Genomic DNA, 25,203 nt, shown 5'->3' on the forward strand with positions numbered 1-25,203 from the left:
GGTAAACAGTGCATAGTTACCGTCTGAAGAAAGAACGGCACCACCAATGTTGTCCAGAGGTACCGGTATTACGTCTTGTCGTTTGCTGAAAATGTTTATTTTTCTGTACTCTGTCGATTTTCCGGATTTGAATTCCTGATGAGCCCCTTTTAACATAAATAATACCGAGACCATTTTGACTTAGGATACCCAATTCTCCCGTTACGACTTTAGCTTGTGTCTCGTCAGTTCTATCTTTAATTCGTTCTAATATAAGTTCACCTTTTGACTGATTATTGGCGTAATAAATTTTTTGACCATCACTACTAAATCGAGCTTTTAACGACTGCTCAATGTTACTGACATCAACAGGAATGTTAACTTGTTCACCATTCAAATAGAGCAGAGTTAACTTAGGTAATCCGGCTGCAGAAATTAATACTCCTGAACCATCAGGTATCCAACTAAGTTCTGACACCTTAAAATCTATAGCCCATGATGATTTAACTTGTTGTCGTTTATCGATGAAGTGAATTTCGCTGCCATTTTTGCGTTGACTGCTTAATGCAACTAGATTTCCATGAGCTACAGAATATGTTGCTAATTGAGTGGTGGGTGTAGGTTCGACTAATTCTAATGTTTGTACATTAGGTGAATACTTGAATCGTTGAAAAGTTGTGTTTTCACCTTGGGTAGCAACAAATTCAAACGATTCATTATTAGACCAAGTAACACTATTGATCCTGCCATGCCATTGACTAAGAAGCTGTTTCTCTTCTAAGGTTCTAGTCGTTAAATTTAATGTGAATATATGAATTGTATACAAAAGTGGAACTTGGCCATAAAACGAACGAAGAGGTTGTAAGTTTGATTCTTGTTGTTCGATCGCAACCAGATGTCTACCATTTTCAGACCAGGCAGATTGAACCCACACGCCTTTGGTTGAAGCTAATCTCCATTCTTCTAGTGATTGACTGCCTTTAATCATTAATACTTGTAAACTTTCTCGTTTGTTTAGTATTTCATTGCGTGAATATAATAAATCTTCATTAATTGGGTGAGGCAAAACAAAGCTTGCATTCAGTACTGGGGCATCCATAGCCTGGTTTTTTGTAAATAGCGTTTTATGTTGTCTTTCAGGGAAGTGAGATAAATCTGTGGTATATAAATAACCAATAAAAGTAGAGAAGATCATAAAAATAACGATAGTTGCAATTACTTTGTAACTTTTTAATAAAGAAGGAGTTGCATCTGCCTTTATGAGCATTTCTGTTGATTGACGAAACTCGGGGTTTAGAACTAGCTGGTATCCTTTTTTTGAATAGTTCTCTATAACAATTTGATCTGGTAAGTGATCTGCTAGTAGTTTCCTGATGGTATTAATACTTTTTTGCACAGAGCTTTGGGTGACAATACGACCGGCCCACAATGCTTCAATTAGTTCCTCGCTACTTATCACTCTATCTTTGTGGTTTGCCAAATAGGCTAAAACTGCCATAGCTTTGGGCTGAACTTTTTTAGTCACCTCATTAATTTGAATTTGATTTTTCGCAGGGCATACCAAAACCAGACCTAATTTGAATGGTCTTAATAACTCATCGTCATACTGAGAATTGGTAGTGTTGTGCAAACTTTCCTCTTGCTTTATTAACTAAACTTTTACTAAATACTTATTAAAGTACAACCACATTTGTTTAGTGAATTACTCGTTTATCCGTAGTTTAATTTTGCATTACAACCTACAATAAATGCAAACAAAGTTTTATTCTATTGTTGTTTTAACTAATTGATTTATAAGTGTAATTAAATGGTAAGAAAATGGTAAGCAAAGGGTTTTGGATTGGTTTACTCATACCAAGCTTGCTCATATATAGTTTGAGTGTACAAAATAAACCTTAGCCAAATTTAGGAAATATAATGAAAACATTACCTTTAGTGTCAGTTCTAGCTTTCTCCTTATTAAGTATTAATGTTGTAGCAAAACCCAAGGAGGTCTACTTAAACCAAGACTTAGGCTTTAATATCAAGGGGTTTAACTACAATCAAAAACAATTACCTTGCGAAGTAGACAAGTATCTAGTGAATGATATTGTTAAACGAGGCAAAAAACAGGATCTTAATGTTACGACTGTAAGAACAGGAGATAAGATTTCTAATCCAGAAGTGCCAGTTTTATCCATCGAAGTAAATGCATTATCTCTAGGTAAAAAAGGGTTTAACTTTGGTAAAAAAGTGAAGAATAACACCTTGCCGGCAATGACGGTAACAGCTGGTTTGATTCGAGGGAAGGAACAAGGAGGTACTATTTTAGCCAAACATAGTTGTGCGATTTTAACCATTAATCAATTATCACCAGGTAGTTCGAGCGTCTTAGATATGGGCACTTATGGGGTGACGGTATGTGATGCTACAAAGAAATGTTTGAAAGATCTGAGTAAAGATATAGTCAATTGGGTGGAGCCTCAACTGTAGTTATTTTAGATGGGGCTTACCTACTATATAGGCTTCTCTAAATATTTTGAAATACTCATCTAAAGCAGCTGCTGCATGTTGGTCATTTGCTAGTTTGAGTATTTCAATCGCTACTTCAGCAGTACATAGTTGGTGGTCTTGTGCCGCCTCTCTTAATCTATAATTAGATGTTTGAGTGGGTTGTATGCCCAAAACAGGTATGTTTGCTAAACTCGGACTTTTAAACATCTTTTTGGCTTCACGCCATGTCCCATCTAACATAATAAATAGTGGTATTTTGCCTTCTTTAACTAAGGTCGATTCTAACGGAGAGGTTATACACCTGTCTGGCAATGCGTATTCATGGGGAAAGACTAAGATAGGTGCATATTTAGGATTGTTTAGTAATTTTAACAGGTCTGGATCTGGCGTCACTCTATGCCATAAAAACGCATAGTTATCAGGAATAACATCCGCAATAATTCGACCCGTATTACTCGGTTTATAATATTCATCTTTATACATCAACAAACAAAATGCGCATTGGCTGGTTACTTTAGGTCTTTGTGAGCAAATGCATTCTGTTTTAGGGATCAAACAAATGTCACAACGTTTTACCTTAAACCCTCTTGCTTTAAAGGTACGAGTTGATTGAAGTAGTTGTTTTGATCTTAGTCTTAAGACAGAATTGTAAGTCGTCAATATGGTTACCGCAGATGTGGCTTTAATCGTTGTATTAATTGGGCATTGTAATACCTAGTGCTTTTTGAGTCTCTTTAAACATGAAAATTATTGTATCACCCGAAATAACGATCCGATTATTAACCCCTGTCGATCACACTATCCTGTTTGCCTTAGTAGAAAAAAATAGAAGTTACCTGAAACAATGGTTGTCTTGGTTAGACTTGGTAAAAACTAGAGAGGATTCGTTAACCTTTATCGAAACCTGTATTTATAGGCATAACCATCAAGAGTCTTCTAGCTTTGGGGTGTTTTATCAAGGTGAACTAGTGGGAATTGCTGGGTTTAATAAATATGATCATGCAAATAAGTCAGCAGAGATTGGTTATTGGTTATCTGAAGATAAATGCGGAAAGGGTATAGTGAGTCAAGTGGTTAACACCCTTTTGGATTACGGCTTTAAAGACCAAGCATTGAATAAAATCGAGATACACTGCGCGGTCGAAAATATTAATAGTAGGGCAATACCAGAGCGTTTTGGATTTACTTTCGAAGCTGAACTAAGGCAATGTGAATGGTTATACGATAGATTTGTTGACCATGCTATCTACTCCTTATTGTTTAGCGAATACCAGAGTTTAAAATCTGTATAAAGCATAGTTACATGTTAGACCCTAATGGCTAGTTATTTTCTAAATATTTTCACATAATTAGCAGATATCTAGTAGATAACCAGCAGATAACTAGCCTTACTCACTGATTTTATTTTTTAGTACGCTGGCACTATTGGTTAAACTGCCTATGGTACCCAATACTCCTGCCAAAGAAGCTATGATGATAAAAATAGACTGACCGCTAGTAACGGCTATCCCACCAATGATTAATATTATTAAAAGGGCTAAGGGTAATCGGTAGCTATTCCAAACACCCGCTTCACCATCTGTAATAAGTTTGTTTAATGTTTCTTTCGATTCAGCGTGTAGTACAAAATGAGCAAAACTTTTATTAACTATTGCTAAATGATCGCTTCTTACTTTTATCATGCCGTTAATGGCTAAATGTTCGATCATTTCTGTATTTCTTGGGTTTAATCGATGTTTCTTGGCCAAATTGTATAAAGCGAGTTTCTCGCCATTTGAACAAGATTCCCATTTAAAACGATACAAGGCATCAGCATGCAGCAAAATATAGTGGATAGTGGCCCACTCAGAACTCTTAATCGTTTGGTCAGTCTTTTGCCAAAAGAGTGGGGTAGAGGGTAACGGTTGGTTTGCCCCTGATTTCTTATTTATTGAAATTCGATCCCCTAAATACTGCAATTCAGGTACAAATTTTAATTCTTGGTTTAAAAACTCTGGGTTGACGTTGTGCACAAATTCACTTGTTACGGTAACGGTAAAGTCTATTAAACATTCCGACCATGACATATATTCTGCGTGTTCTAGTGCAGAATTCTCAACTTTTGAAAATTGGTCTTTAATTTTGACTCTACGAAAACTCATAAAGCCAGAAAAAATAGTAAAACTATTCAGGTTTCCATTTACCGTTAATGACTTAATTTCCATAATCATATCGAGTAAATGTTGCCTAAATTCAACTTTTTCTAGGCAGGTTTCTATATCCCAAATTTTCACATCCAATAAACCAGTGTCTTTATCTGGCGTTACATCCATTTTTAAGTTTGGTAAAAATGTATCGTTTTGGCTAAACAATTGTAAACACGGTGAAATTTGAAATAGTTTAATAAAGTTAGGCATTAGGTTCGTCAGGTTTCCACTGACATTTACTTTTTGACTACGCAGCAATAAAGCAATGCCTACGCCGGACATTTTATGGCTATCTATATTGATACTTAACGTTGATTTAGGCCGCTCATGTGCCATGTTAGACACAGATTCACATAACTCTTCTATGTGGTATAAAAAGTTTCTTGGGCAATAAATTCTGGGCCATAACACTTTTCGATTGAAATAAAACCAAACCCAGACCAAAGCCATTAATATTAGAATAGACGTAATGATCAAGTCGTATTCAGGATTCGACCTAGGTTCAGTCGACTTGATGTTTTTGTCCTGTTCGTCCTGTTTATCCGGATTAATTAAATAGGTTTTAATCCACTTCCACAGGTAAGTTGAGCCAACCAATGTACTCATTTTAGGGTAGTCGCTGGGCTTGACCGAAGATAAATAACCTTCACATTGCTCATTTGTATTTTTTGTTTTATAGCTAACTTGTTTATTATTTGAAACGTTAATTTTATCTAACATCTTTTGTTGCCAGTCTTTTTCCATGGGTAACAAAGAAAAAGGTGGCACTCTTTGTTGCGTCACAGTGTTGGGAAACCTTTTGATGGCTATCTGTGTCAGTTCAACAAACTCTTTGTTTTCACCGTTACATTTTTGCTGAGCATAATAGAATTGAAGACTTTGAAGGGGCATGCCTGCACTAAATTGTAGATATGCAAAGTGAATAAGTGCGACGAGCCATAATCCAACGGAAAAAAGTATCGCTCCTTTTTTGAATATGTTGATGTCTGCGGATTTATTTTTATTGGGTTTGAAATAGTTAATATAGTATTTAAACAAGATAACCAATAATAACGCTACACCAACTAAAGGCAGTATTGGGGAAAACAACGAATGCCAGGATTCCTGTTCTGGAAAACTGACCTGTAGTAATTGTCCAATGTAGAATAAACCATAATTGGTGGTGAATAATGCGGTACAAATTAGCATTAGTCGTTTGGAATCTAGTTGATAAGGCAGTCCTAAATTAAGTCGTAACCACTTACCAGATACCCAAAACCGGGTGACTTTAGCAGATACAAATACTATTCCGAGTAAGAATAAAAATGTCACCAATATGTACATAAATTGGTTTGTCATAAAACTATCGAGACTATCGTTAGGGGAGAAAACCACGATTGCCCAATCATCAATTTTGCTTGATGTTAATGTATAACGACCAGCCTCACCATGATAAAACCCATCTATCTGGTTACCTCCTAATTGTGGTTGTTTATCTAAACCAGCTTGTATCCATTGGCTTAGGTGTGATTCGCTGTGGCCTGCATAAAATATATTCTCGACTAAAGAACGGTCTTCATCAGTATGGAATAAAACTTTGCCAGTATTTCTGTCAACCACCATAAAAACAAAATCAAAATCGGATGGAGGAGCTAAGCTAACCGATGGCAATATCACATCTGCTGCTAATAAATACCCGGCGACCCCCATATCCTCTGGCATATTCAAATGAGGCTGATGCATGGGCACCGATATGGTGGATCCTCTGCTTCCATCATTTATATTTAATAAACGCTGAATATATACATTCCGAAATACCACATCTCTTGGATCTGTAACCCCACTGTCTGTGTCTATTGAAAAATCTAATAACCAACCTTTGTAATCTCTAACATTTTTAAAATAGTCTCTATGGGAAAGTTGAAAGGTTTGCGGTTTAGAATTCGCTTCTTGAAAATAGAAGGAAGGTAAATTGCCATATCCTTTTTCATCTGTAGCGAATACGGTCAATATTTTTGAGGCTTTATAAGGACTATTTGTTTCATGACTTGGATTGACTAGCTCTTTAGGAATATAGGAATTGAAAATGTTGTTTTTGTGATCAAACGCTACTTTTAAATCACCAGAATAAAAGCTGAATGCGCCTAATTTAGAGGCTTCCTGATAGTAGGTGTCTTCTTCGCTTGACGAGCTATTAGTGTTTATTGGCTGAGTCTGTGTCTCTACAATGTGGCTGCTGCTTTTACCAAAGATATTATCAATAATACTGGTCAAGTTGACTGTGTGTTTAACAACGAATTCTTCGTACCACTGGTCGTTTGAGATAACGTTCGGAAGAGGTTTGTCTAGGGTACACTTATCACAATTATCTTTATCCTTAGCTAAGGCGTTTAATGCTTTAGTATGTGCTTGCAAAATGGTTTGTTTAGACCAACTCGTTCCTTTGTCAGTATCGGCCCCTATAGATTTAAGCTTATTTAACTCGGCAATACTTGTACTGTAAAAATCTCTAAATGAAGATAGCTCATAAAATACTTCTTTTAAGTCATTCTCTAAATTGTTTGCTATTGATTTGGCATACTGTGTGGCTCGTTGATCTTTGTATGATTGTAAGCCACTTTTTGTCAGGTACGCTAAGATCAAAGCGACTAATACAATGTAAAATAAATAGTTTGCAGCCTGACTTAACGCTCGGTAAAACTTAGTTATTGATTGGTTTTCAGGTAGTAAAAACAGCCTAATTAGTGCCCACATAAAAAGCAAACTACTCATGGTGACTATGAGTAACGAGATATTCCAGTGTCCACTGCCTTTATTTTGTAATTTGTGTTTTGGTAATAAGCCAACTAGATATAAACGCTCAATAGTTTCACCATTAGATCTAGAAAGAGGCGTTGATAAAGTAAAGGGGAAAATAAAGATTCTAAAACTACCATAAGATAATTGCATATCCACATGACTACTATAAGAAGGAAGTGGGGCTTTACTGGGCTCTTTGTTGGCAGTGTCTTTGGTATTAAAATTGATAAATGAAGTATTACTATCTTTCTGTAATTGGTGGTTAATGCTCTTAAGCTCAACGATAGAGATGGTTTTTTCCCCACCCGTATTGGCAAGTACTTTGCCTTCACTATCGGCAAATAAATATTGGCTGAAACCTTCGGTTGTAATCGGTAATAAGTCTTCTAAATCTATAGACGCAGTTAGAGCAGCATTACTGATCTCTACTTTTTGCCCTGTAAGTGTATAAACAAATTCATTTTTCTTTAGTTCATCGCTAGATGAGGTTTGTCGAGAATAACTGGGTAAAAAGGAACGAATGGACACTTCACTTTCTTCAGCTTGGTGCATACTGTTTAAAGAATTAAGGTTTTCATTAAACCTGTTAGATGCTTCGTACAACACACGATAAAAATCGTGATTAATTGACGCGCTCGTTTGATTCAGTAAGCCGTAATAACCTGCGCCCAGTACTAAAATAAATCCAAGAAATACATAAATCCAAGTTTTACTCTTTGGCGGTTTTGACCTAGATGGGTTATCATTTATCGTAGTTTCGATTGGCATTTTTACTTCCCTGTTACATTCATACTTATTAAGGTAGGTAATTGTCGAAAAATCAAACTTTTAACAGTAAAAAATGTGTTGTTTTGGAAGTAATTTAAAAGGAAGTGGTTATGAGTAATGTATCACCTAAAGATTTTCTAGATTTGAGTAAAATGTTACCTGAGCAGAGGTTTGAATATGCATTAACTAAAATGATTGAAGATCAAGCGCTTTGGGGGTTACATGGCGAGAATGGTTGGGTCATGGTGAAAGCCGACGAAGACACTTGCATGCCAATTTGGCCTCACGAAGAGTTTGCAAGTTCTTGGGTTAAAGATGACTTCCCAAATTGCGCACCTAAACAAATTGAATTCGCACAATGGTGTGATACTTGGCTGCCGGGCATGGCGCAAAATAATACCTTAGTGTTGGTTTTTCCCTTAGGTGAAGATGAAGAAGGCATTATTCTTGATGCACAAGAACTAGCAGAATGTATTGATGAAGACTTGGCAGAGCTAGATAATAATAAATAGGTTATGAAAAACGAATTTGGATTGGGTGATCCTTTAGCTAAATTTAAAGTTTATATAGCCAACCAGCCAAATTTTAAATCTTATTCGGAAACACGTTCAGTTACCCCTTTGTCATTGGGTGAAATTTACGCAATAGGAAAATCTTGCGGAAACGGTTGGCGTAAGGTGTTTAATGTCTATGCAAAGTTGGTGTTTGCAATAGCAAATAAACAAATGGTGGATACTGCAAAGGCTAAAACCTGGCAGGAATTTCGCGATAAAAATTTATTACAAGTGGGCTCAAATACTGCGTTATTATTTTCTAGCCCTTTGCTAACTGATTCACTAGACGACCCCACTTCTTCATCTAGCCATATTCACATTGTGATGGGGAAAACTTATGCCACTTCACTTAACTTATTTAAACCAGCTAACCAGCTAGATAACGAATTTGCCATAGATAGGGTTAATAACGTGATAGTTTGCCCCTATTTTGATTATCGTCAATTATCTAATATTAAAATAATTCGTTTAGTTGAGTTAATACGGAGCTTAAAAGCTTATAATTCTGTGAATAAATAATATAGTAACCATTAGTTCATATTGATAACAGCAACTAATCGGTCACAAACTTTTGGGTAACCAGTATTAAATGAGCGCGGTCAATATTCGAAATTTATTCCCTTATTTTGCTAATCAACAAAATGGTAAAGCACTATATTTTGACAGCGCCGCTACTAGTCTAAAATTGGCCAGCGTTATTCAAGCATCAAATAGCTATTATCAGGTTAATACTGCTAATGTTCATCGTTCTAGTTACAAAAGGGCACAACAAGTAACAGAGCAGTTTGAAAATGTTAGACGTGAAGTTCAAGGTTTTATTGGAGCAAGCAATCCTTCAGAAATAGTCTGGACCAAAGGTGCTACTGACAGCCTTAACCTTGTTGCTGATTGTTTAACTCGCAGCAATATATTACAAGGTAAAGAGGTATTAATAGCTGCTTCTGAGCATCATTCGAACATTGTTCCGTGGCAACAACTTGCCAACACCTTAGGGTTTAAAATTAAGGTGATGCCTGTCGATAAGAAAGGTGTTTTAAACCTAGAACAAGCATTGCAGCTTGTCTCTAAAGATACCGCAATTATGTGTATTGCTCATGTTTCAAATGCGTTAGGCAATATTAATCCAATAAATGCATTAATTGAAAAAGCAAAAGAAAATCAGGCGTTAACCGTGATTGACGGTACCCAAGCGGTTGCCCACATGCCGATAGACGTTGTTCAATTAGATTGTGATTTTTATGTGTTTAGTGGCCACAAAATGTATGGTCCAACGGGCATAGGCGTGTTGTACGGAAAACTCAATTTATTAGAGCAATTGCCACCATACCAACTAGGCGGTGAAATGGTAAAAACCGTTAGCTTTGATCAAGCAACCCGTTTTCAACCAAGTCCATTAAAGTTTGAAGCGGGTACGCCAAATATTTGTGGTGTTTTAGGTCTGGTAGAAGCCGTCAAGTTTATCAAAACAGATATAACCCAGATTCAATCTGTTGAAAATAAATTATACAGCACATTAATGCGTACATTAGGTGATATACCTCAGGTGATATTATGGGGTGACACTGAAAATAGTATTTGTTTACAGTCCTTTACTGTTAAAGGTGTAAATGTTTTTGATTTAGCTGTGATGTTAGATGAGCACAATATTGCCGTTAGAGTAGGGCACCACTGCGCGATGCCTTTGATCCAAGAGTTGGGAGTTGACGGTGTATTAAGAGTCTCTTTGTCTTGTTACAACACACTACAAGAGTTAGCCAGCTTTGAAACAGCCCTAACAACATCCATTGCAATCCTAATGAACCCAGAATCAGGGGGTAAACAGCAACAAACAAACGAGTCTCAGCAAGAACTGGTGTTGGGTAATATCGCCAATCAAATAGTTTCGGCAAAAGGTTGGGATAATACTTATAGGCAATTGATGTTAGCGGGAAAAGATTTACAACGTCTAACCGATTCAAGTAAAACGCAAGACACAGAAGTGTATGGTTGCGAAGCTCAGGTATGGATTAAATGTGAGTTAACTAACCAAATAGTTACATTAATGGGAGACTCACCAAGTAAAATAGTCAGAGGTTTATTAGCTGTTATTTTTGAGGTATTGAATAATCAAAGCCCCCAAACAATTCTGTCTTTTGATTTAACAAAATACCTTGCAGATTTAGGTTTATCTAGACATTTAAGTGAATCAAGAGGCAATGGGCTAAAAGCCGTATTAGAAAAAATTAAAACTTTTTGCGAAATAAATATGACTTAACTTGGTCTTAATCAGTAATTCGAACAAGGCTTTAACCACAATTAGAGAAGACGTTATCTATGAGTTCTAAACACACTTGGTTTACATCGCTAATTAATAATAAACAATTTAGGGGCGTAGCCCAGATAGCAATACTGGCACTGCTTGTGCTAGGGATAAATCGCGTAGTACAAAGTTACTTAGGAGAATCGGCCTACGAAGATACAGGCTTAGGTCATCTAACACTCCCAGAAGCGATACAAACAGCTAAGTCATCAAACCGTTTAGTGTTAGCTGATATGTCTGCTGTATGGTGTCCTAGCTGCCGTAAATTAGACAAACAAGTCTTAAGTCAAGCCGATGTCAAAGACGTGATTAATCAAGATTTTGTGTTTACCCGCATTGAATATGATTCAGAGCAAGGTGAAGCGTTTATGCAAAGGTTTAACGTAAGTGGGTTTCCTACATTGCTAGTACTAAATGATAATGGCGATAAGTTGGTGCAATTACCGCTCACTTTTGATCCAAACAAGTTTAAAAGCTTGCTACAACAAGCTGCAAACCAATTTAATTGATAACGTATATAGGAGTTAATTTTAGTGATTAAACCTTTTTTCTGTTCATTACTTTTGTCGCTGTTACTTATAGTTACCAACTTTAATGCTGAGTCATCAGAGCCTAAAGTAAAAGTGAAGGTTTTTATTGCTGCAATGTTTGAGATTGGTGCTAATAAAGGCGATAAAGCGGGTGAGTTTCAACATTGGTACTTAACCTATTTTAAAGATGCCAAAGCATTTCAGGTTAAAGGGGCTGCAAATCCAGTTTATTGTAATAATGATGGGGTATGTGGCTCTGTTTTAGGTATGGGGAAGGTGGCTTCTTCAGCTTCTATGCAAGGAATTTTGTTAAACCAATACTTCGATATGAGCCAAAGTTATTTTGTATTAAGTGGAGTAGGTGGAACCCCACCTTCAAAAGGCACAATTGCAGATGTAAGTTGGGGATCTTGGTTAATTGATTACGATCTAGGTCATCGCTGGAAACCAGAAGAAGCCGAGGCAGGAAAGCCTACTTTTATGCCCCGAAAAGGATACGAGTCTATTCGTCGCTACCCATTAGATCAAAACTTACTAAAATGGGCACTTAAGTTAAGTGCTGACGTTGAACTGAAAGACTCACCAAGTGCACAAGCTTATCGTACACGGTATCCAGACAAAGCAGCACGGCGCACTCCTAAAGTGACATTTGGTACCCATATGACCGGGGATACATTTTTTCATGGCCCAGGTTTGTCAAAAGAAGCGCAATACATCAGCGAATTGTATGGGGCAGATGATTATGTGATAACGGAGATGGAAGCAGCCGCCATCACTCAAGTAATTGATAGGTTACATGGTACTGATAGAATTTTAAGCTTAAGAGGCGCTGTTAATTTTGACCAAGGCCATCCTAACGAGTCAACGTTGGCACACTTAGATCCGGCACCCGGTGAAACAGCTGGAGGATTCGCTGAAACAGTGGAGAATATTGTGTTAGTAGGCACTAAGCTAGTAGATCATATAGTTAAAAACTGGAGTGAGTGGGAAAAGGGCACACCTAAGATATAAATTAAGCAGTGGATTAGGGGGAGAATGCAGTCTTACCCCATCGATTTACACATGGCATCCCTGCCTTTTTTCAAGCCGCATCCCTGCAGCTCGATTTACTTCTTTTCAACAGCAAAAAGAAGTAAACAAGAAATGCCGTGCTCCAACAAAGCTCTGTTTCTATTTTTTATAAACTCAAAAGGTCGTGTTGATTTGTTCCCGACAAAACACCACTCAATTGGCTATCCATGCCAATTGCCCTTTAGAGTTTTTTATAAAAAATAGCGTGCTTTGATTCGCGGGAAATCAAAAGCATGTTCTTCGCACACATAAGAGATAGATAGTGCAAAATTCTCTATGCGCACAAGATTTCTCTAACGACTGATACCCTGATGAGATTACAAAAGTGCTAAGTCATTAATTTTATTATGGAAAATTTTTTGCTCATGGTATTTAATAGGAAGCAGAAAAAGTCGCGTTAAAGTCAGGCTCCTTTTGCTTTTTAGATTTTTAGATTTTGTGATTTTTATCGGGGATGTGAAAAATAATCTTCAATAAAATCAGAAGGTAAGTTATGAATTTAGCGAATGTAAAATACAAACAGAGCATTTACATATACGAAATGCTCGATAATAAGCGTTATGTTGCAAAAGGAGTTTCGAGTAAATGGCTGCGTTCGCGTTTCTATATTTAATTTTAATCATTTACTCAGTTGTACTTAGGTTAAGTGTTCGAACTCAGATTAAAGAAAATGGTAGTGTCGGTTTATTTTATAAAATTCAAACTTCTACCGTAATTGTAATCTCATTAGCTTCAGGTACGGCTCTAAATTATCTTTTTGCTCAAACTGCTGTAGAGTGGTTATTTCAATATATACCAACAATTATTTGCGTTGCTATTTTGGTTGTATGGCAAAGAACTAAGGTGCACAATGCAACATAACAAGCTAATAAATAAGGACAAAAAACAGTTGGCTGTTTTCGTTCCTCAACATTTTAGCCAACAATTTTTTGCCCATTATTAGGGCGTTAGATTTACAAATAATCGAGTTAAGGAGTAATACTTGATAACGAAAGAAATAAATTCGATACAGGATCTGCTAGTGGAATTAGCCGCAGATAATGACGGATACAATGGCTCCATATGGTATCGAGGGCAAGCAAATAAAGAATGGACGCTGACTCCTGGATATTTACGATTAATTACTCCGCCTTCAGAATCCACACTAATTAAGAAGTTTAAGCAAAGTGCAGCAATGCTTATAGACACTGCTCCCAATCAGTCTTTCGATTGGTTGTTTTTGATGCAGCATTATGGTGTCCCAACTAGACTGCTAGATTGGAGTGAAAGCCCTTTAGTTGCATTATATTTTGCAGTTGAAAATCATCGAGAGCACGATGATGTTGATGCTGCCTTGTGGGCGTTACGACCTTCTGAATTAAATAAAAATGCCGGCATTAACAACACTGATGAGGAGTTCTTTATTCCATCATTTGAAGATGTTGAACTTGTAAATTATTCTGTTGAGACTTTGAGTCAAAATACTAGAACTCAGCAGAGACCATTAGCTACGATAGCGACCAGAAATAACGCACGAATCCAGGCTCAGCATGGGGTTTTTACGATACATCACCATGATAGAACTCCAATTGAAGGTGTGGGGGATTCTGATCACGTAATTAAATACGTGATCCCCGATGGATCAAAAGCAGGTTTGCTTGAGCAGCTATCGTTGTTAGGCTTTACAAAATTTCAACTATTCCCAGAGCTTTCTAGCATTGGTGACATTATCAATGGAGAGTTGACGTGAGTTATATAGAAACATCACCCAAGAAAAATAGCACTATTATGCTTACCTATTCTGAGAAGGAAGAGATAAAGCTAGATCCTCCTTATCAAAGGATGGGGGGCGTATGGACGAAAGAAAAAAAACAATTATTGATTGATTCAATATTAAATGATTATGACATTCCTAAAATCTACTTTCACACTTATACACGTGAATTGAAGTCGGAAACTGGTATTTCTTATGCGGTAATCGATGGAAGACAAAGGCTTGAGACCATTTGGGGGTTCATTAATGGTGAATTTACACTTGCCAACGACTTTGAATATCAGAGGGACCCAGATCTTAATTTGACAGGATTAAGTTACGATGATCTTGCAAATGAACATCCGCGGATAAAGATCACTTTTGACTCCTTTGTTCTACCTATAGTTCAAGTCGATACTGATGATGAAGATCTCATTGAAGACATGTTCTACCGTTTAAATGAGGCAGTTCCTTTAAACGCGGCTGAAAAAAGGAATGCTATCGGCGGTGATATGGTGAAGGCTATTCGCACTTTATCTGAGCATGATTTTTTCACAAGTAAAGTTAAATTTGGAAACAAGCGCTATCAGCATAGAGAGGTTTCGGCTAGATTTTTATTGGCGGAGGAAAACTTATCTACTGATAAAAGCTTGATAGACACAAAGAAAGTTTACCTTGACGCTTTAGCTAGAAACTATCACTCAGGGAAGTCACGTACAGTAAGCTCAATTCAGTTAGGATGCTCTAACGTTTTAGATATGATGGCTGAGGTATTCACGAATACTGATGAATTGTTAAGGTCTCAGGGTAATATGACGGTGTATTACTTATTGTTCAGGGATGCTTTAAAGAATGATGAAGTTGAGAAGATAACCCGGAGGAAGTTTTTTGACTTCCAGGAAAAACTCAAAACAAATAGAACTTCTGCTTCAGAGGACTATGAAAACTCTTCTTTTGAATTACTGGAATATGATCGACTATCTCAACAAGGGACAAACGATTCGTCTAACATCAAAGAAAGGTTGCATATTTTAAGAAGCGAATTTGAGATGACGGACTGAAATCTAACAAGTCAAAGCACTCGGACGCAGCAAAGCTGCGCCGGTGTTTGAGGCGTTATACGCACGAATAAGAGTGAGAGCATGGAACGAGAAGAATTACATCGACGTATAGAATTGCTCCAAGAAAAACTTAAAGAGGGAAAAATCAAGGTTGCCCCTCATCTAATTGATGGTTTTTGGGAAAGCATGGAAAAGGTCAGAATTTTGTCTGACGGAATGGTCGATGCTGATACTGTGGACGGGCGAATACGATCTCTCTGTATGTTCGTCGCATATGAAAACGACCGGAAAGAATGGAAAGAAGCAGTATCATTAAAAGAAATACAAGAAGGTTATTTTCAACGAGTAGATTATGCTTTTGGTCAATTATTTGAAATGATGACAGAAGCAAATGCAGACCCGTACAAATTTTCTGGTTGGTTTTCGTCAGAGCAAAGCCGAGTTAAAGATTGTCTTCCTGTGATTGAAGAGTTTATGGAAGAAACCCAAAAATTCTGGGAAAATATTTCTGATCCGACATGGATTCATCTTGAAGACTCCTTTGACTCAAAAGCTGTATTTAGCGGTGAGTTATTTCCTGATGGAAACTCCAATCTTGCAAGTTCAACCGGACTGTATTTCGATACTACAATATTGCCTGACCCGTTTTTAAAAATATCGCCAATGCTTCAGTTTATGGATGATGAAGAAAGGTGTTATGAAATAGTAAGATTAGCCTTACAAGTACTTTCCTATAAGTCTTTAGCTTTGGCAGGTACTGAAAAGCCAATAGTTGCGATCCTCCCTGATAGGCATCACTTAGAAGATAATTATAGGGAGTTTGTAAATGATTGTGCTGTAACTGATTCGATCGAGCATACAAAAGTTCTTTTCGGTCAAGATATCAGCGATGGTGAGGAGCTATTTGCATATTACTCACATTTCAATAATGCAGAAGATGTCGTAAGCCGCCTTTTGAGACCTGAAAAACTTGTTTTCGCTACTGAGTGGGAAGGTTCACTAGCCGATCAAATGAACCAGTTTATACAGGAGCAAGGCGCGAAGCTCGGCATGGATAAACCTGGGCAAGCAGTATATATGCACCTGATTAGTAGATTTTCTCAAGCAAACGATTCTTATCAAAGAAGCCTTCAGTTAAGAGGAACTCCTATCGTAAGGGCGCCTACCAGCTGGATTTGGTACAACCAAATGCTGGAATATAATGCAGGAAATAGCAGTATGGATTCTTTGCATGATCTGCATATTGCTCGTGCGTTAAATTCTACTGTTAAAAATGAGATGCCTTGGATGGGAAACATACCAGCCGATTCATTAATAGAGATAAGGCAGTCTGGAGCATTAGATGAGATAAGGCATTTATTGACAGGTGGTTTAAAAGAACTTGTTGAAGCGAATCCGAGTAATTTTTATAGAACTGGTGATCAAGTATTCGATAACCTTGACGCTGCATTTCTAGAACATGAAAAAAAGATCAAAGAATTATCTAATAAAAAATGGAAGTTTGCAGGTAAAGATATCGGCTCATTTATGGTGGTAGGCGGTATATCTATAACCGCTGCATTAACAAGCCTACCTACGTTTGCTGCTTTAGGTGTTGCGGCAGGTATGAGTGGTTATGTCCCTAACATAAAAGAGTTGAAAGAAAAATATCGTGCTTTAACTGCTGAAGAAAATGAGGTTAAGAATACAGGTGTTGGTATTCTGCTTAGTAGCAAAAGCGTATAACAAGGCGCTGCTGTCGGACAATTTTTCCGCTACGCTCCAAAATTGCGGCAGAGCGCGGCGTTATAGGCAATCCGGGTTCGCTGTTTCTCACATAAAGGCATCTCAATAGCGATGGAGTTACTTGGGAAATCATTTAATAGTATTGCTCATTTCAACCAGTTTATTGCGAGTAAATTATTTTAGAGGCGTTTAACTCACTTTTTAAGTGAGACAAGAAGTTAGAGCTTACGTTAAGTCTTTGTTAAAGAGGTGGTAAAACATGAAAAAAATTGGAGTTATTGGAGGAACAGGGCTTGACGACCCACAAATACTAAAAGATGCTGAAGAGCTGTCTATTACGACCCCATTTGGTGAACCAACATCGCCATTGACTATAGGCACTATTAATGGAAAAGATGTCGTTATTCTAGCCCGACATGGTAAGCAGCATACGATTACTCCTTCTAATGTAAATTATCGTGCAAACATACACGCACTAAAAAGTTTAGGGTGTACGCATATCATAGCCACTACCGCCTGTGGTTCGCTCAGAGAAGAAATTCAGCGAGGAGATTTGGTGATCCTTGATCAGTTTATAGATTTTACACGACGTAGACCAGTTACATTTTTTGATACCTTTCCACCAGGTGCCAAACATGCTAATCATACCTCAATGTCAGACCCATTTTCGGATGTATTACGACAATCCCTTATCACTAGCGCAAAGCATATGGATGTGCGCGTTCATGAAAGAGGAACTGTGATTACTATTGATGGACCTCGTTTTTCAACGAGAGCTGAGTCGAAAATGTTTCGCTCCTGGGGAGCCGATGTGATCAATATGACTAACGCAACAGAAACCATTTTAGCAAATGAACTAGAAATCCCCTACGCTGCTGTAGCTATTTCAACTGATTATGATTGTTGGAGGAACGATGAAGAGGCGGTTGAATGGTCCGAAGTGTTACGTACTTTTTCAATTAATATCGAAAGGGTAAAGAAAGTTCTAACTCAAGCTATTAAAGTTGTGTAAATTTTTCTATCAAGAGACTGAATTGTAGGGCGCGCGCCATGAATTGTACATCGTTGTTATCTTACAATAACTGAAAGGATTGCAAGAACATAATGACTGTAGGCTTAAAAGAAAATACTGTTGAAATACATGAGTACTCCGATTCTTGGAGATATAAATATCTGAAAGAAGAGAGTCGATTGTACGAGACTTTAACGTTCCCATGCAAAGTAGAGCATGTTGGCTCGACTTCTGTTGAGGGAATGTCAGCAAAGCCTATTATCGATATTGCAGTCGGCAGTGACTCTGAAATCTGTGACTCAATGATACAAAGCGTTACGTCTTGCGGCTATGTATACTATGGCTGTAGAGATGATATGGGAGGCCATATATTTCGAAAGCATGTAGGAGGTATTACTACACATCTTCTTCACCTTGTTAAAAAGGGAGGGGATCAATGGAGTAAATACATACTTCTAAAGAACCTTTTGAGAGAAAATCCCAATGTAAGGCAAGAGTATTCCTGTCTAAAAAAATCATTATCAGAAGCGTACTCAAATAACAGGTCTGGCTATCGAAATGCCAAGTCTAAGTTTTTAAAAGAAGTGTATGACAACTATCTATATGGCCGTAGAATAAAAAAAATTTCCATATTCGGCCCTATTTGTTCTGGTAAGTCAACCACTGCAACTCTCATAAGCAACGCTATTGGTGAACAAGTTTATCATTTGGATGAGTTATTTTGGAAACGTGAGCACATATTTCCAACCAAACAAGAGTGGGATTCTCAAAAGGAAAAAATGTACTGTTCTGAACGATGGATAATTGATGGGAATTATATTCGTTCTCAACAAGATAGAAGAATTAGCCAATCTGATTTGATTCTATACTTAGACACTCCAACAGTTGTTGTTATTTACCGGTTTGTTAAGGCTTGTTTTCTTAATCAAAAACGTATCGGTATTTTTGGTGGGCAGCGTGACAATTTTAATATCATGCTTTTAAGTAATGCTGTTTTATTTAACTTCATTCATCGAAAAAGAATCCTGAATCTAATAGGGTTGTCAAAAAATGTTGTAGTAGTAAGGTATTATCGACGTTGTGGTGATATAAAAAAGATAATTAAAAGAATACTAAATGAGGGAAGGGAATGATATGAAGATTTTCTTTAGTTGGTCTGGGGATGAAAGCCATGAAATTGCTTTGTTTTTAGAAAATTGGATTGGTTTTGTTTTGTCAAATGTAGAAACATTTGTATCTTCAAAAGATATCGCGGCCGGAGAAAAATGGAGCCAAAGGATAGATGAAAATCTACAGGGAAGTGATTTTGGTATTATATGTGTTACAAGATCTAACATTTCATCTCCATGGCTTTTATTTGAGGCCGGAGCGCTGTCTACGGCCAAAGAAGAAAATCGTGTATCCCCATTCCTATTAGGTATAGGACCTGAAGATATCAAATCTACACCACTTTCTCAGTTCCAATGTACATTTTGCAATGAAGACAGTATTCGTAAGCTAATTACGACTATACACCGGAAAAGTCAAAATGCTAATAGCATCCCAGGCGAAGAGACAAAAATCAATGAGCGGTTTAATAAGTTCTGGCCTGAACTTGATAGTAAGCTGACAGATTATCTCCATAATAAAAAATCATCGATGTACTCTTTCTCATCAATAACAGAGGGGCTTGATAGCATTTTTGGGAGCATTCAGAGCGTAAATTCGCTTGATATATATGCCTTAAATACACAAACGATAGTAAATCAAATTGAATCATATAAGTCACTTAATATCGGTAATGTAAGGATTATTAATCCAACAAAATCTGTTATCAGCTTTCTTTATGAACAACGAAATCAACTCTTATCAAACGACCCAGGTGAATCGATAAAACATATTAATGAAGGTGGTTCTTTATCGATGAATATTTGGAAGTCCAGGATTGGCCATACGATAAAGAGCGTTGATTGCAAAGTAATCGATATTTTCCCGACGAAGTATTTATGTATAGTTGATGGTAGGGTCGGGTTAGTAGGTTATTATCATTATAATAAGCGTGATCGCAGGCATGGGCTGAAGTTGGCTGAAACATTCTCATTTGACATTAAGTCAGCTAATGCAGTTTTGAAATATCATATGAACTGGTTTAACAATATTTGGGATGTGGCTTATGAAAGATGAAATGATGGAGTACTATGACTCTGTATCATCCTCATTTGAAGAGGCGTACTTTGCAGATACAATCTATTGTGAAGAGCTTAAATCGAGTATGCTTAAAGACTTAAAAATGATTGAAAATGTTTTGGGAAGAGTCAAAGAGGGCAGTTTACTTGACCTAGGCTGTGGCACTGGTTATTGGGCAAATTTCTATTGCAACAGTGCTGACATTGATGTGACTGGCGTTGATCTATCCGAGAACATGGGGGAGCTATTTAGGAGGTCTGTCTCTGGAGCTAATTTCATACGAGAAGATATTTTCCGTTTTCTGGAAAGTTTTGACTATAAGTATGATTATATTCTTATCTCTTTTGTTTTGAGTCATTATGATATTGAAGATGCTATTAGTATATTGAGGAGTGCAAAAAAGCGGCTAAATCCAGGTGGTCATATTTTCATTACTGATTCTTCATGGTCTCCAGAGAGAGAGCAGGTTTCTCGTAAGCAATTTTACAAAAGAAGTTTGAGTGGGAGTGTGAAAAAGCTATACAGAACGAAAGTAGAGTTAGATAAAATTGTTCACGATGCCGATATTGAGGCTGACGAAGCTTATTTTGGAGCTGCATTCTTTAATTATGTCCTGAGATAATGTGATGGAGTCGATTATATCTGAAATCAAGAAAGTTTTGCTTGATATACATAAATTGTTGGTTAGGTTCGATCCTGGCTGTCAAGTAATCCTTGGGGGATCTGCTACAACCGGTAGGCTTACGTTAATGTATCATAAACCCATGATTCTGCTTAGTGATTTGGATCTGTACGTAAGGTCAAAACAATGCTTGTCAGTACATAGTAAAGAGATTAAAGGTGCGGGATATACTGTTGAAAATTTTGTTGTGTCTCCCTCATCAAAAATTAGTATTCGATGCTGTTGTGATTCATGTGTCACTAGTGGGGTTGAATCTAGTAAACTTTACCAGCATTGCTTGAAGTACGGAGAAAATCTAATTGACTGGGTGCAGAGTGATGATGTTTTCGAGAAGCTTCCGAAAGCTTACCTTCCTGAAAGACTTGGTGTCGCTTACTGCCTCATGAAAACTGTTTTATACAGCCTATCGAAATCGGACTATAGCATTTACTCTTCCTTCTATCAGATATATAAGTTCTCAGAGCTATATGGAGGAATCAGGATCAAATTTGTGAAAAAACATCGTTATCGCGGGCTAGAATCCTGCTCCTTTATGATGATGATTGAGGGGGCAGTAGAGTATTTCAAGTCCATCTTAAATAGACATCTTTCAACAGATAACTATGAGTACATTTGTACTATTTTGGATTCGATTCCTAGCAGAAAAAAATCACTAAATTCAACTGATGCTCTAAGAATCGAAGGTATAATTTATGAATTGTGTGGCTCAAGCACAAGCTTTGAATTAAAAAATAAGGATGTTTTTTCTTTATTTGACAGTAACAAAAGTAAAGATATTAATGTTTTAAGGGTAAGCTATTCCTAAACTCCCTAAAACAAGGTTGGTATTCGCTATTGTGATTTTGGTAATTTCCGGGAGATATACATAGGGTGCTAATATGGCATAGATCCTATTATAACTCTGAAATGGCCTAGCCAATATTTGGTTGGAGTTGCGCGCATATAGCACAAAACAAACGGCTCCAAGCGACAACCAACCGCCGCGCCATTTGTGCCAATGGCGCGAGCGCCAATTTTGGCACAAATCCCGCTCTGGTTGTTTGCGCCTGAGCCGGGCGTTAATGTCCGCTTTAGAGCTGTAGCTCTACTATAAACTGAATATCCTCTAGGTCTGCAATTCGCTCTAAGCCGTCATACACATATTGATTTTATCTCTGTGGTTTTTGATTTTCCTGAGAATGAAACTTACGCTAAAAAGAAATGGGCTTGTCGAATGTCCAGATATGGACATCTGGACAAGGCAATCTTTTATAGCTGGGAGTGGCTTGTTATGAAATATGTCCTTATATTTCCCCCTTCGGGTCATCCTTCGGATGTTCAAATTAGTTCCCTACTAATTTGTGCCGGTTCGAAAAACAAGCTTGTTTATTTTTAGATAACGTAAGTTTGTGGAGCACGGCTTTTTTTGTTTACTTTTCTTAGCTGTTGAAGAAAAGTTAATCGTTTGGCATGGATGCCAATCGAAATCTGCAATGGATTGCAAATAGCATTTAAAAAGTTGTCGTGCTACAGGGATGATCTAGATTATCTTAACTCGAATTCACCTAGTCCAGTTTGTTCTTAACTTCAATCCATTGGGACATGTATTGGGTACTTTTTAGATGGTGGTGTTGTAACATTTGGCCAATGAAATTTTGATTTCTATGTTGGTTTAGGTTTGTTTTTATCTGCTCTAATTTGGCCATTAGTTTGTCTTGAATTACCTTACGATCAAAATTATGGGTTAATAAGTCGTAACCTAAAGTTTGGAAATTTTCCCAGGTTTGTTGGTTTTGATACAGCTCGACCGCTTGTTTGGCAAAATTATTAGCTTGCTCTTGGTGGGAGTGATCTTGGTGGTTTTGCTCTTGTGGGGGAGCTTGTTCTTGTGCCTGCTCTAAATCTGTGACAAACCCTGGCCAGGGTTGACCCATTTGCATACCTTCAATGCCAACATTTGTAGTGACAGTCGGCGTACCGCACCACATGGCCTCAGCTAGTTTACCTTTAATGCCAGCTCCAAACCTGAGAGGCGCTAAACAAACCCTCGCTTGTTCCATTACCTGTTTGGCATCTTCAGCCCAACCTTTAACTAAGAAACCTTGTTTAGGATTGTGCAGTTGTGTGGCTTTGGGCGGCGGATAAGCTCCGTAAATATGTAATTCTGCCTTAGGAAGTTGTTTACGGATCAAAGGCCAAATTTGTTGTTTTAACCACAATACAGCATCCCAATTGGGTTCATGCCTAAAGTTGCCAATACTAATAAAATGGTGTCTGTTCTGGTAACTCAGGCTACTAGGTTGATGTTCATTCATGTCTAACATAAATGGACAATGCCATAGTATATGGGATGGGACCTTGAAATGTTGTTGGAGTAAATTTATTTCAAAGTCAGAAATCACTAAGGTTAAATCGCAGCGAAATATTGCGGCAATCTCGCGCTTTGCTAAATCATTATTTAGATCTGTTAAAGAAAAAGGCCTTTTTAGTTTAATTGCTTGGTGCCTAGCATGACGCAGAGAGTGTAAGTCTTCTGTATCGAGTATTTTAATGGCGTCAGGACAATGTTTACTGATCCGCCAACCGAATTGTTCTTCTAACATAAACCTATCGAACAACACCATAGTCGGGTTTAACTCAATAACAAACTCATCAAAACTTGAACAATTTAAGTTAACCGATGTTTCGGCAACACCGAGCTGAGTTAAATCAATCTTATGCTCACCTTGTAGTGCTGGGCTAGCATAAGTGATGTCATAATCTAGAGTTAAAAAAAACTGGATAAGGCTTAACATATGCCCACCAGCAGCAGAAGAGTTAGGTTCTGGCCAGACATACCCTAAAATCAATAAGGTTTTATTATTCATTGTTTTGCCACTTTGACACAGTTTCTACCGGCTTTTTTAGCCGCATACAAAGCGAGATCGGCTTGTTTCATTACTTGTTCAAATTCAGCTGCTTCTTTGGTTCTTTGGGCAATGCCAAAACTTGTGGTTACCTTTACTATTTTTTCTTTTTTAGGTTTGGATTTGGTTTTAGGCGCTTTAGCCGGTCGTGGTTTTGTTCTGATGGCTACGTCGTAATCAGCAATCACTTGCCTTACTATCTCTACAAAAGGCACGGCTTCTTTGGCTGTTTTTCTTGGAAAGATAATCACAAACTCTTCACCACCATAACGGAAGGTTTTACCACCACCTAATACCTTGTTTAATTTGCTTGCTACCAGTTTTAATACTTCATCACCTACGTCGTGACCATAGGTGTCATTAAACTTTTTAAAATGATCTATGTCAGACATCACTACTGTGTATTTTCGACCTAAAGTCTGCACGTATTGCATCAGTGCTCTACGGGAAGGGATAGTGGTTAACTCGTCTTTAAAGGCCATAGTAAAGCTATCTTTCATCACAGAATAGGCAATTAACATACTTAAAAACACTAAACTCAATTGGGTAAGTTGATTGTTTATGGAGAAGTGAACAAAGGAAATAATCAGCAAAATTAGAAACAGAGCATTATGAGTGTTGTCTAGTTTTACAACAAACCTAACGAGTCCAATTAAGGCTGCGATACAAAAAAATAGCATCTCTACAGGTTGGAACACTGTATTGGTATATCGAGAAATATTGAGTAAAAACTCATCAATAATTAATAACAAAGGTTGGGAAGCTAGGTTTATCTCTGGAGCGCTCAAAAAGGTTATAAACCACAAACTACCTAAAACCAATAAACTAGCGCCTGTGTTTAACAAAGAAAACCCTTTATCTTTGCTCAAAAACAAATAACTAAAGGCAAGTTGACTAAAGATAAAATTGGTGGAACTTAAGTAACCATTAGGGCCTGTAAATGGTCCTGTATCCGGTATGAAAAGCACTAATAAGGCACAGGCATATACCAATCTACTTCTACCAAATTGCATTGCAACAAGGCTACTCACGCCCAAACAAACATAAATTAGCCAATTCATGTTTTTAAGTAACATTGTTAAAGCGGGATGTTCTGTTTTTTCTATAAAATACACACAAACAAACAAGGTAACAGGGGGTAAAAACAACCAAAGTAAGTTGGTTAACCTACTAAAGATACGAGACTTTTGAATACCCAATATTAATGCCTAACAAATATAATCTAGTTACATTGTAAGTGAAATGACTAGCTCTTGTCGCCCAATTTATGTAACAATTTGGA

Annotated in this window: 21 protein-coding genes; 16 read left to right on the forward strand and 5 right to left on the reverse strand. The window is 37.3% G+C overall.

The genetic code is table 11. From position 1 onward, the window contains the following. Positions 1–16: 16 nt before the first annotated feature. Positions 17–1,609, reverse strand: a complete 1,593-nt coding sequence (locus ACSHXM_RS10855; protein ID WP_435688785.1) for a winged helix-turn-helix domain-containing protein — start codon at positions 1,607–1,609, stop codon at positions 17–19. A 287-nt stretch (positions 1,610–1,896) separates the two neighbouring features. Here ACSHXM_RS10855 and ACSHXM_RS10860 point away from each other — a divergent pair, with 287 nt between their 5' ends. Then, positions 1,897–2,451, forward strand: coding sequence for a hypothetical protein (locus ACSHXM_RS10860; protein WP_435688786.1), 555 nt, complete (start codon positions 1,897–1,899; stop codon positions 2,449–2,451). Here ACSHXM_RS10860 and ACSHXM_RS10865 read toward each other — a convergent pair whose 3' ends face one another. Next, on the reverse strand, positions 2,452–3,132 hold the full coding sequence (locus ACSHXM_RS10865) for a tRNA-uridine aminocarboxypropyltransferase (RefSeq protein ID WP_435688787.1): 681 nt from the start codon (positions 3,130–3,132) through the stop codon (positions 2,452–2,454). It lies immediately after the preceding gene. A gap of 80 nt (positions 3,133–3,212) precedes the next feature. Between ACSHXM_RS10865 and ACSHXM_RS10870 the strand changes: the two genes are divergently transcribed. After that, a complete protein-coding gene (locus tag ACSHXM_RS10870; RefSeq protein WP_435688788.1) occupies positions 3,213–3,764 on the forward strand; it encodes a GNAT family N-acetyltransferase in 552 nt (183 codons plus the stop codon). A gap of 96 nt (positions 3,765–3,860) precedes the next feature. On the opposite strand, the gene ACSHXM_RS10875 is transcribed toward ACSHXM_RS10870, so the two are convergent. After that, on the reverse strand, positions 3,861–8,204 hold the full coding sequence (locus tag ACSHXM_RS10875; RefSeq protein WP_435688789.1) for a hypothetical protein: 4,344 nt from the start codon (positions 8,202–8,204) through the stop codon (positions 3,861–3,863). 110 nt (positions 8,205–8,314) lie between these two features. Here ACSHXM_RS10875 and ACSHXM_RS10880 point away from each other — a divergent pair, with 110 nt between their 5' ends. The 14 genes from ACSHXM_RS10880 to ACSHXM_RS10945 all read left to right on the forward strand — a co-directional run bounded on the left by ACSHXM_RS10880 (position 8,315) and on the right by ACSHXM_RS10945 (position 21,841). Beyond that, entirely contained in the window at positions 8,315–8,716 is a 402-nt protein-coding gene (locus ACSHXM_RS10880; RefSeq protein WP_435688790.1) for a DUF2750 domain-containing protein, read from the forward strand. Between the two features lie 3 nt (positions 8,717–8,719). After that, a complete protein-coding gene (locus ACSHXM_RS10885) occupies positions 8,720–9,277 on the forward strand; it encodes a DUF6942 family protein (protein WP_435688791.1) in 558 nt (185 codons plus the stop codon). Positions 9,278–9,347: 70 nt separating this feature from the next. After that, positions 9,348–11,012 carry an aminotransferase class V-fold PLP-dependent enzyme gene (locus ACSHXM_RS10890; protein ID WP_435688792.1) on the forward strand — a complete coding sequence of 555 codons (1,665 nt, stop codon included), beginning with the start codon at positions 9,348–9,350 and terminating at the stop codon, positions 11,010–11,012. A gap of 59 nt (positions 11,013–11,071) precedes the next feature. Next, positions 11,072–11,566, forward strand: coding sequence for a thioredoxin family protein (locus ACSHXM_RS10895; RefSeq protein ID WP_435688793.1), 495 nt, complete (start codon positions 11,072–11,074; stop codon positions 11,564–11,566). Positions 11,567–11,620: 54 nt separating this feature from the next. After that, the gene (locus ACSHXM_RS10900; RefSeq protein WP_435688812.1) at positions 11,621–12,598 is read left to right on the forward strand and encodes a purine-nucleoside phosphorylase; all 978 of its coding nucleotides are present in this window, start codon (positions 11,621–11,623) and stop codon (positions 12,596–12,598) included. A 645-nt stretch (positions 12,599–13,243) separates the two neighbouring features. After that, positions 13,244–13,519 carry a hypothetical protein gene (locus ACSHXM_RS10905; RefSeq protein WP_435688794.1) on the forward strand — a complete coding sequence of 92 codons (276 nt, stop codon included), beginning with the start codon at positions 13,244–13,246 and terminating at the stop codon, positions 13,517–13,519. 121 nt (positions 13,520–13,640) lie between these two features. Then, positions 13,641–14,387, forward strand: a complete 747-nt coding sequence (locus ACSHXM_RS10910) for an FRG domain-containing protein (protein ID WP_435688795.1) — start codon at positions 13,641–13,643, stop codon at positions 14,385–14,387. Further along, positions 14,384–15,451, forward strand: a complete 1,068-nt coding sequence (locus ACSHXM_RS10915) for a DUF262 domain-containing protein (RefSeq protein ID WP_435688796.1) — start codon at positions 14,384–14,386, stop codon at positions 15,449–15,451. The genes ACSHXM_RS10910 and ACSHXM_RS10915 overlap by 4 nt, the downstream gene beginning before the upstream one ends. Positions 15,452–15,532: 81 nt before the next feature. After that, complete coding sequence (locus ACSHXM_RS10920) at positions 15,533–17,176, forward strand: hypothetical protein (RefSeq protein ID WP_435688797.1); 1,644 nt, start codon at positions 15,533–15,535, stop codon at positions 17,174–17,176. 259 nt (positions 17,177–17,435) lie between these two features. Further along, positions 17,436–18,188: an S-methyl-5'-thioadenosine phosphorylase gene (gene mtnP, locus ACSHXM_RS10925; protein WP_435688798.1), complete on the forward strand. Its 753-nt coding sequence runs from the start codon at positions 17,436–17,438 to the stop codon at positions 18,186–18,188. A gap of 92 nt (positions 18,189–18,280) precedes the next feature. Next, the gene (locus ACSHXM_RS10930; RefSeq protein WP_435688799.1) at positions 18,281–19,321 is read left to right on the forward strand and encodes a GrpB family protein; all 1,041 of its coding nucleotides are present in this window, start codon (positions 18,281–18,283) and stop codon (positions 19,319–19,321) included. Between the two features lies 1 nt (position 19,322). Then, positions 19,323–20,351, forward strand: coding sequence for a toll/interleukin-1 receptor domain-containing protein (locus ACSHXM_RS10935; protein WP_435688800.1), 1,029 nt, complete (start codon positions 19,323–19,325; stop codon positions 20,349–20,351). Beyond that, positions 20,341–20,976, forward strand: coding sequence for a class I SAM-dependent DNA methyltransferase (locus ACSHXM_RS10940; RefSeq protein WP_435688801.1), 636 nt, complete (start codon positions 20,341–20,343; stop codon positions 20,974–20,976). Before ACSHXM_RS10935 ends, ACSHXM_RS10940 begins: the two co-directional genes overlap by 11 nt. A gap of 550 nt (positions 20,977–21,526) precedes the next feature. Next, the gene (locus ACSHXM_RS10945; protein ID WP_435688802.1) at positions 21,527–21,841 is read left to right on the forward strand and encodes a hypothetical protein; all 315 of its coding nucleotides are present in this window, start codon (positions 21,527–21,529) and stop codon (positions 21,839–21,841) included. 739 nt (positions 21,842–22,580) lie between these two features. On the opposite strand, the gene ACSHXM_RS10950 is transcribed toward ACSHXM_RS10945, so the two are convergent. Continuing rightward, positions 22,581–23,882, reverse strand: a complete 1,302-nt coding sequence (locus tag ACSHXM_RS10950; RefSeq protein WP_435688803.1) for a glycosyltransferase — start codon at positions 23,880–23,882, stop codon at positions 22,581–22,583. After that, the gene (locus tag ACSHXM_RS10955) at positions 23,879–25,120 is read right to left on the reverse strand and encodes a GGDEF domain-containing protein (protein WP_435688804.1); all 1,242 of its coding nucleotides are present in this window, start codon (positions 25,118–25,120) and stop codon (positions 23,879–23,881) included. The genes ACSHXM_RS10950 and ACSHXM_RS10955 overlap by 4 nt, the downstream gene beginning before the upstream one ends. Positions 25,121–25,203: the final 83 nt, after the last annotated feature.

Origin of the sequence: Paraglaciecola sp. (genome assembly GCF_051252315.1) — a bacterium.
In the GTDB taxonomy this organism is placed as follows: Bacteria; Pseudomonadota; Gammaproteobacteria; order Enterobacterales; family Alteromonadaceae; genus Paraglaciecola.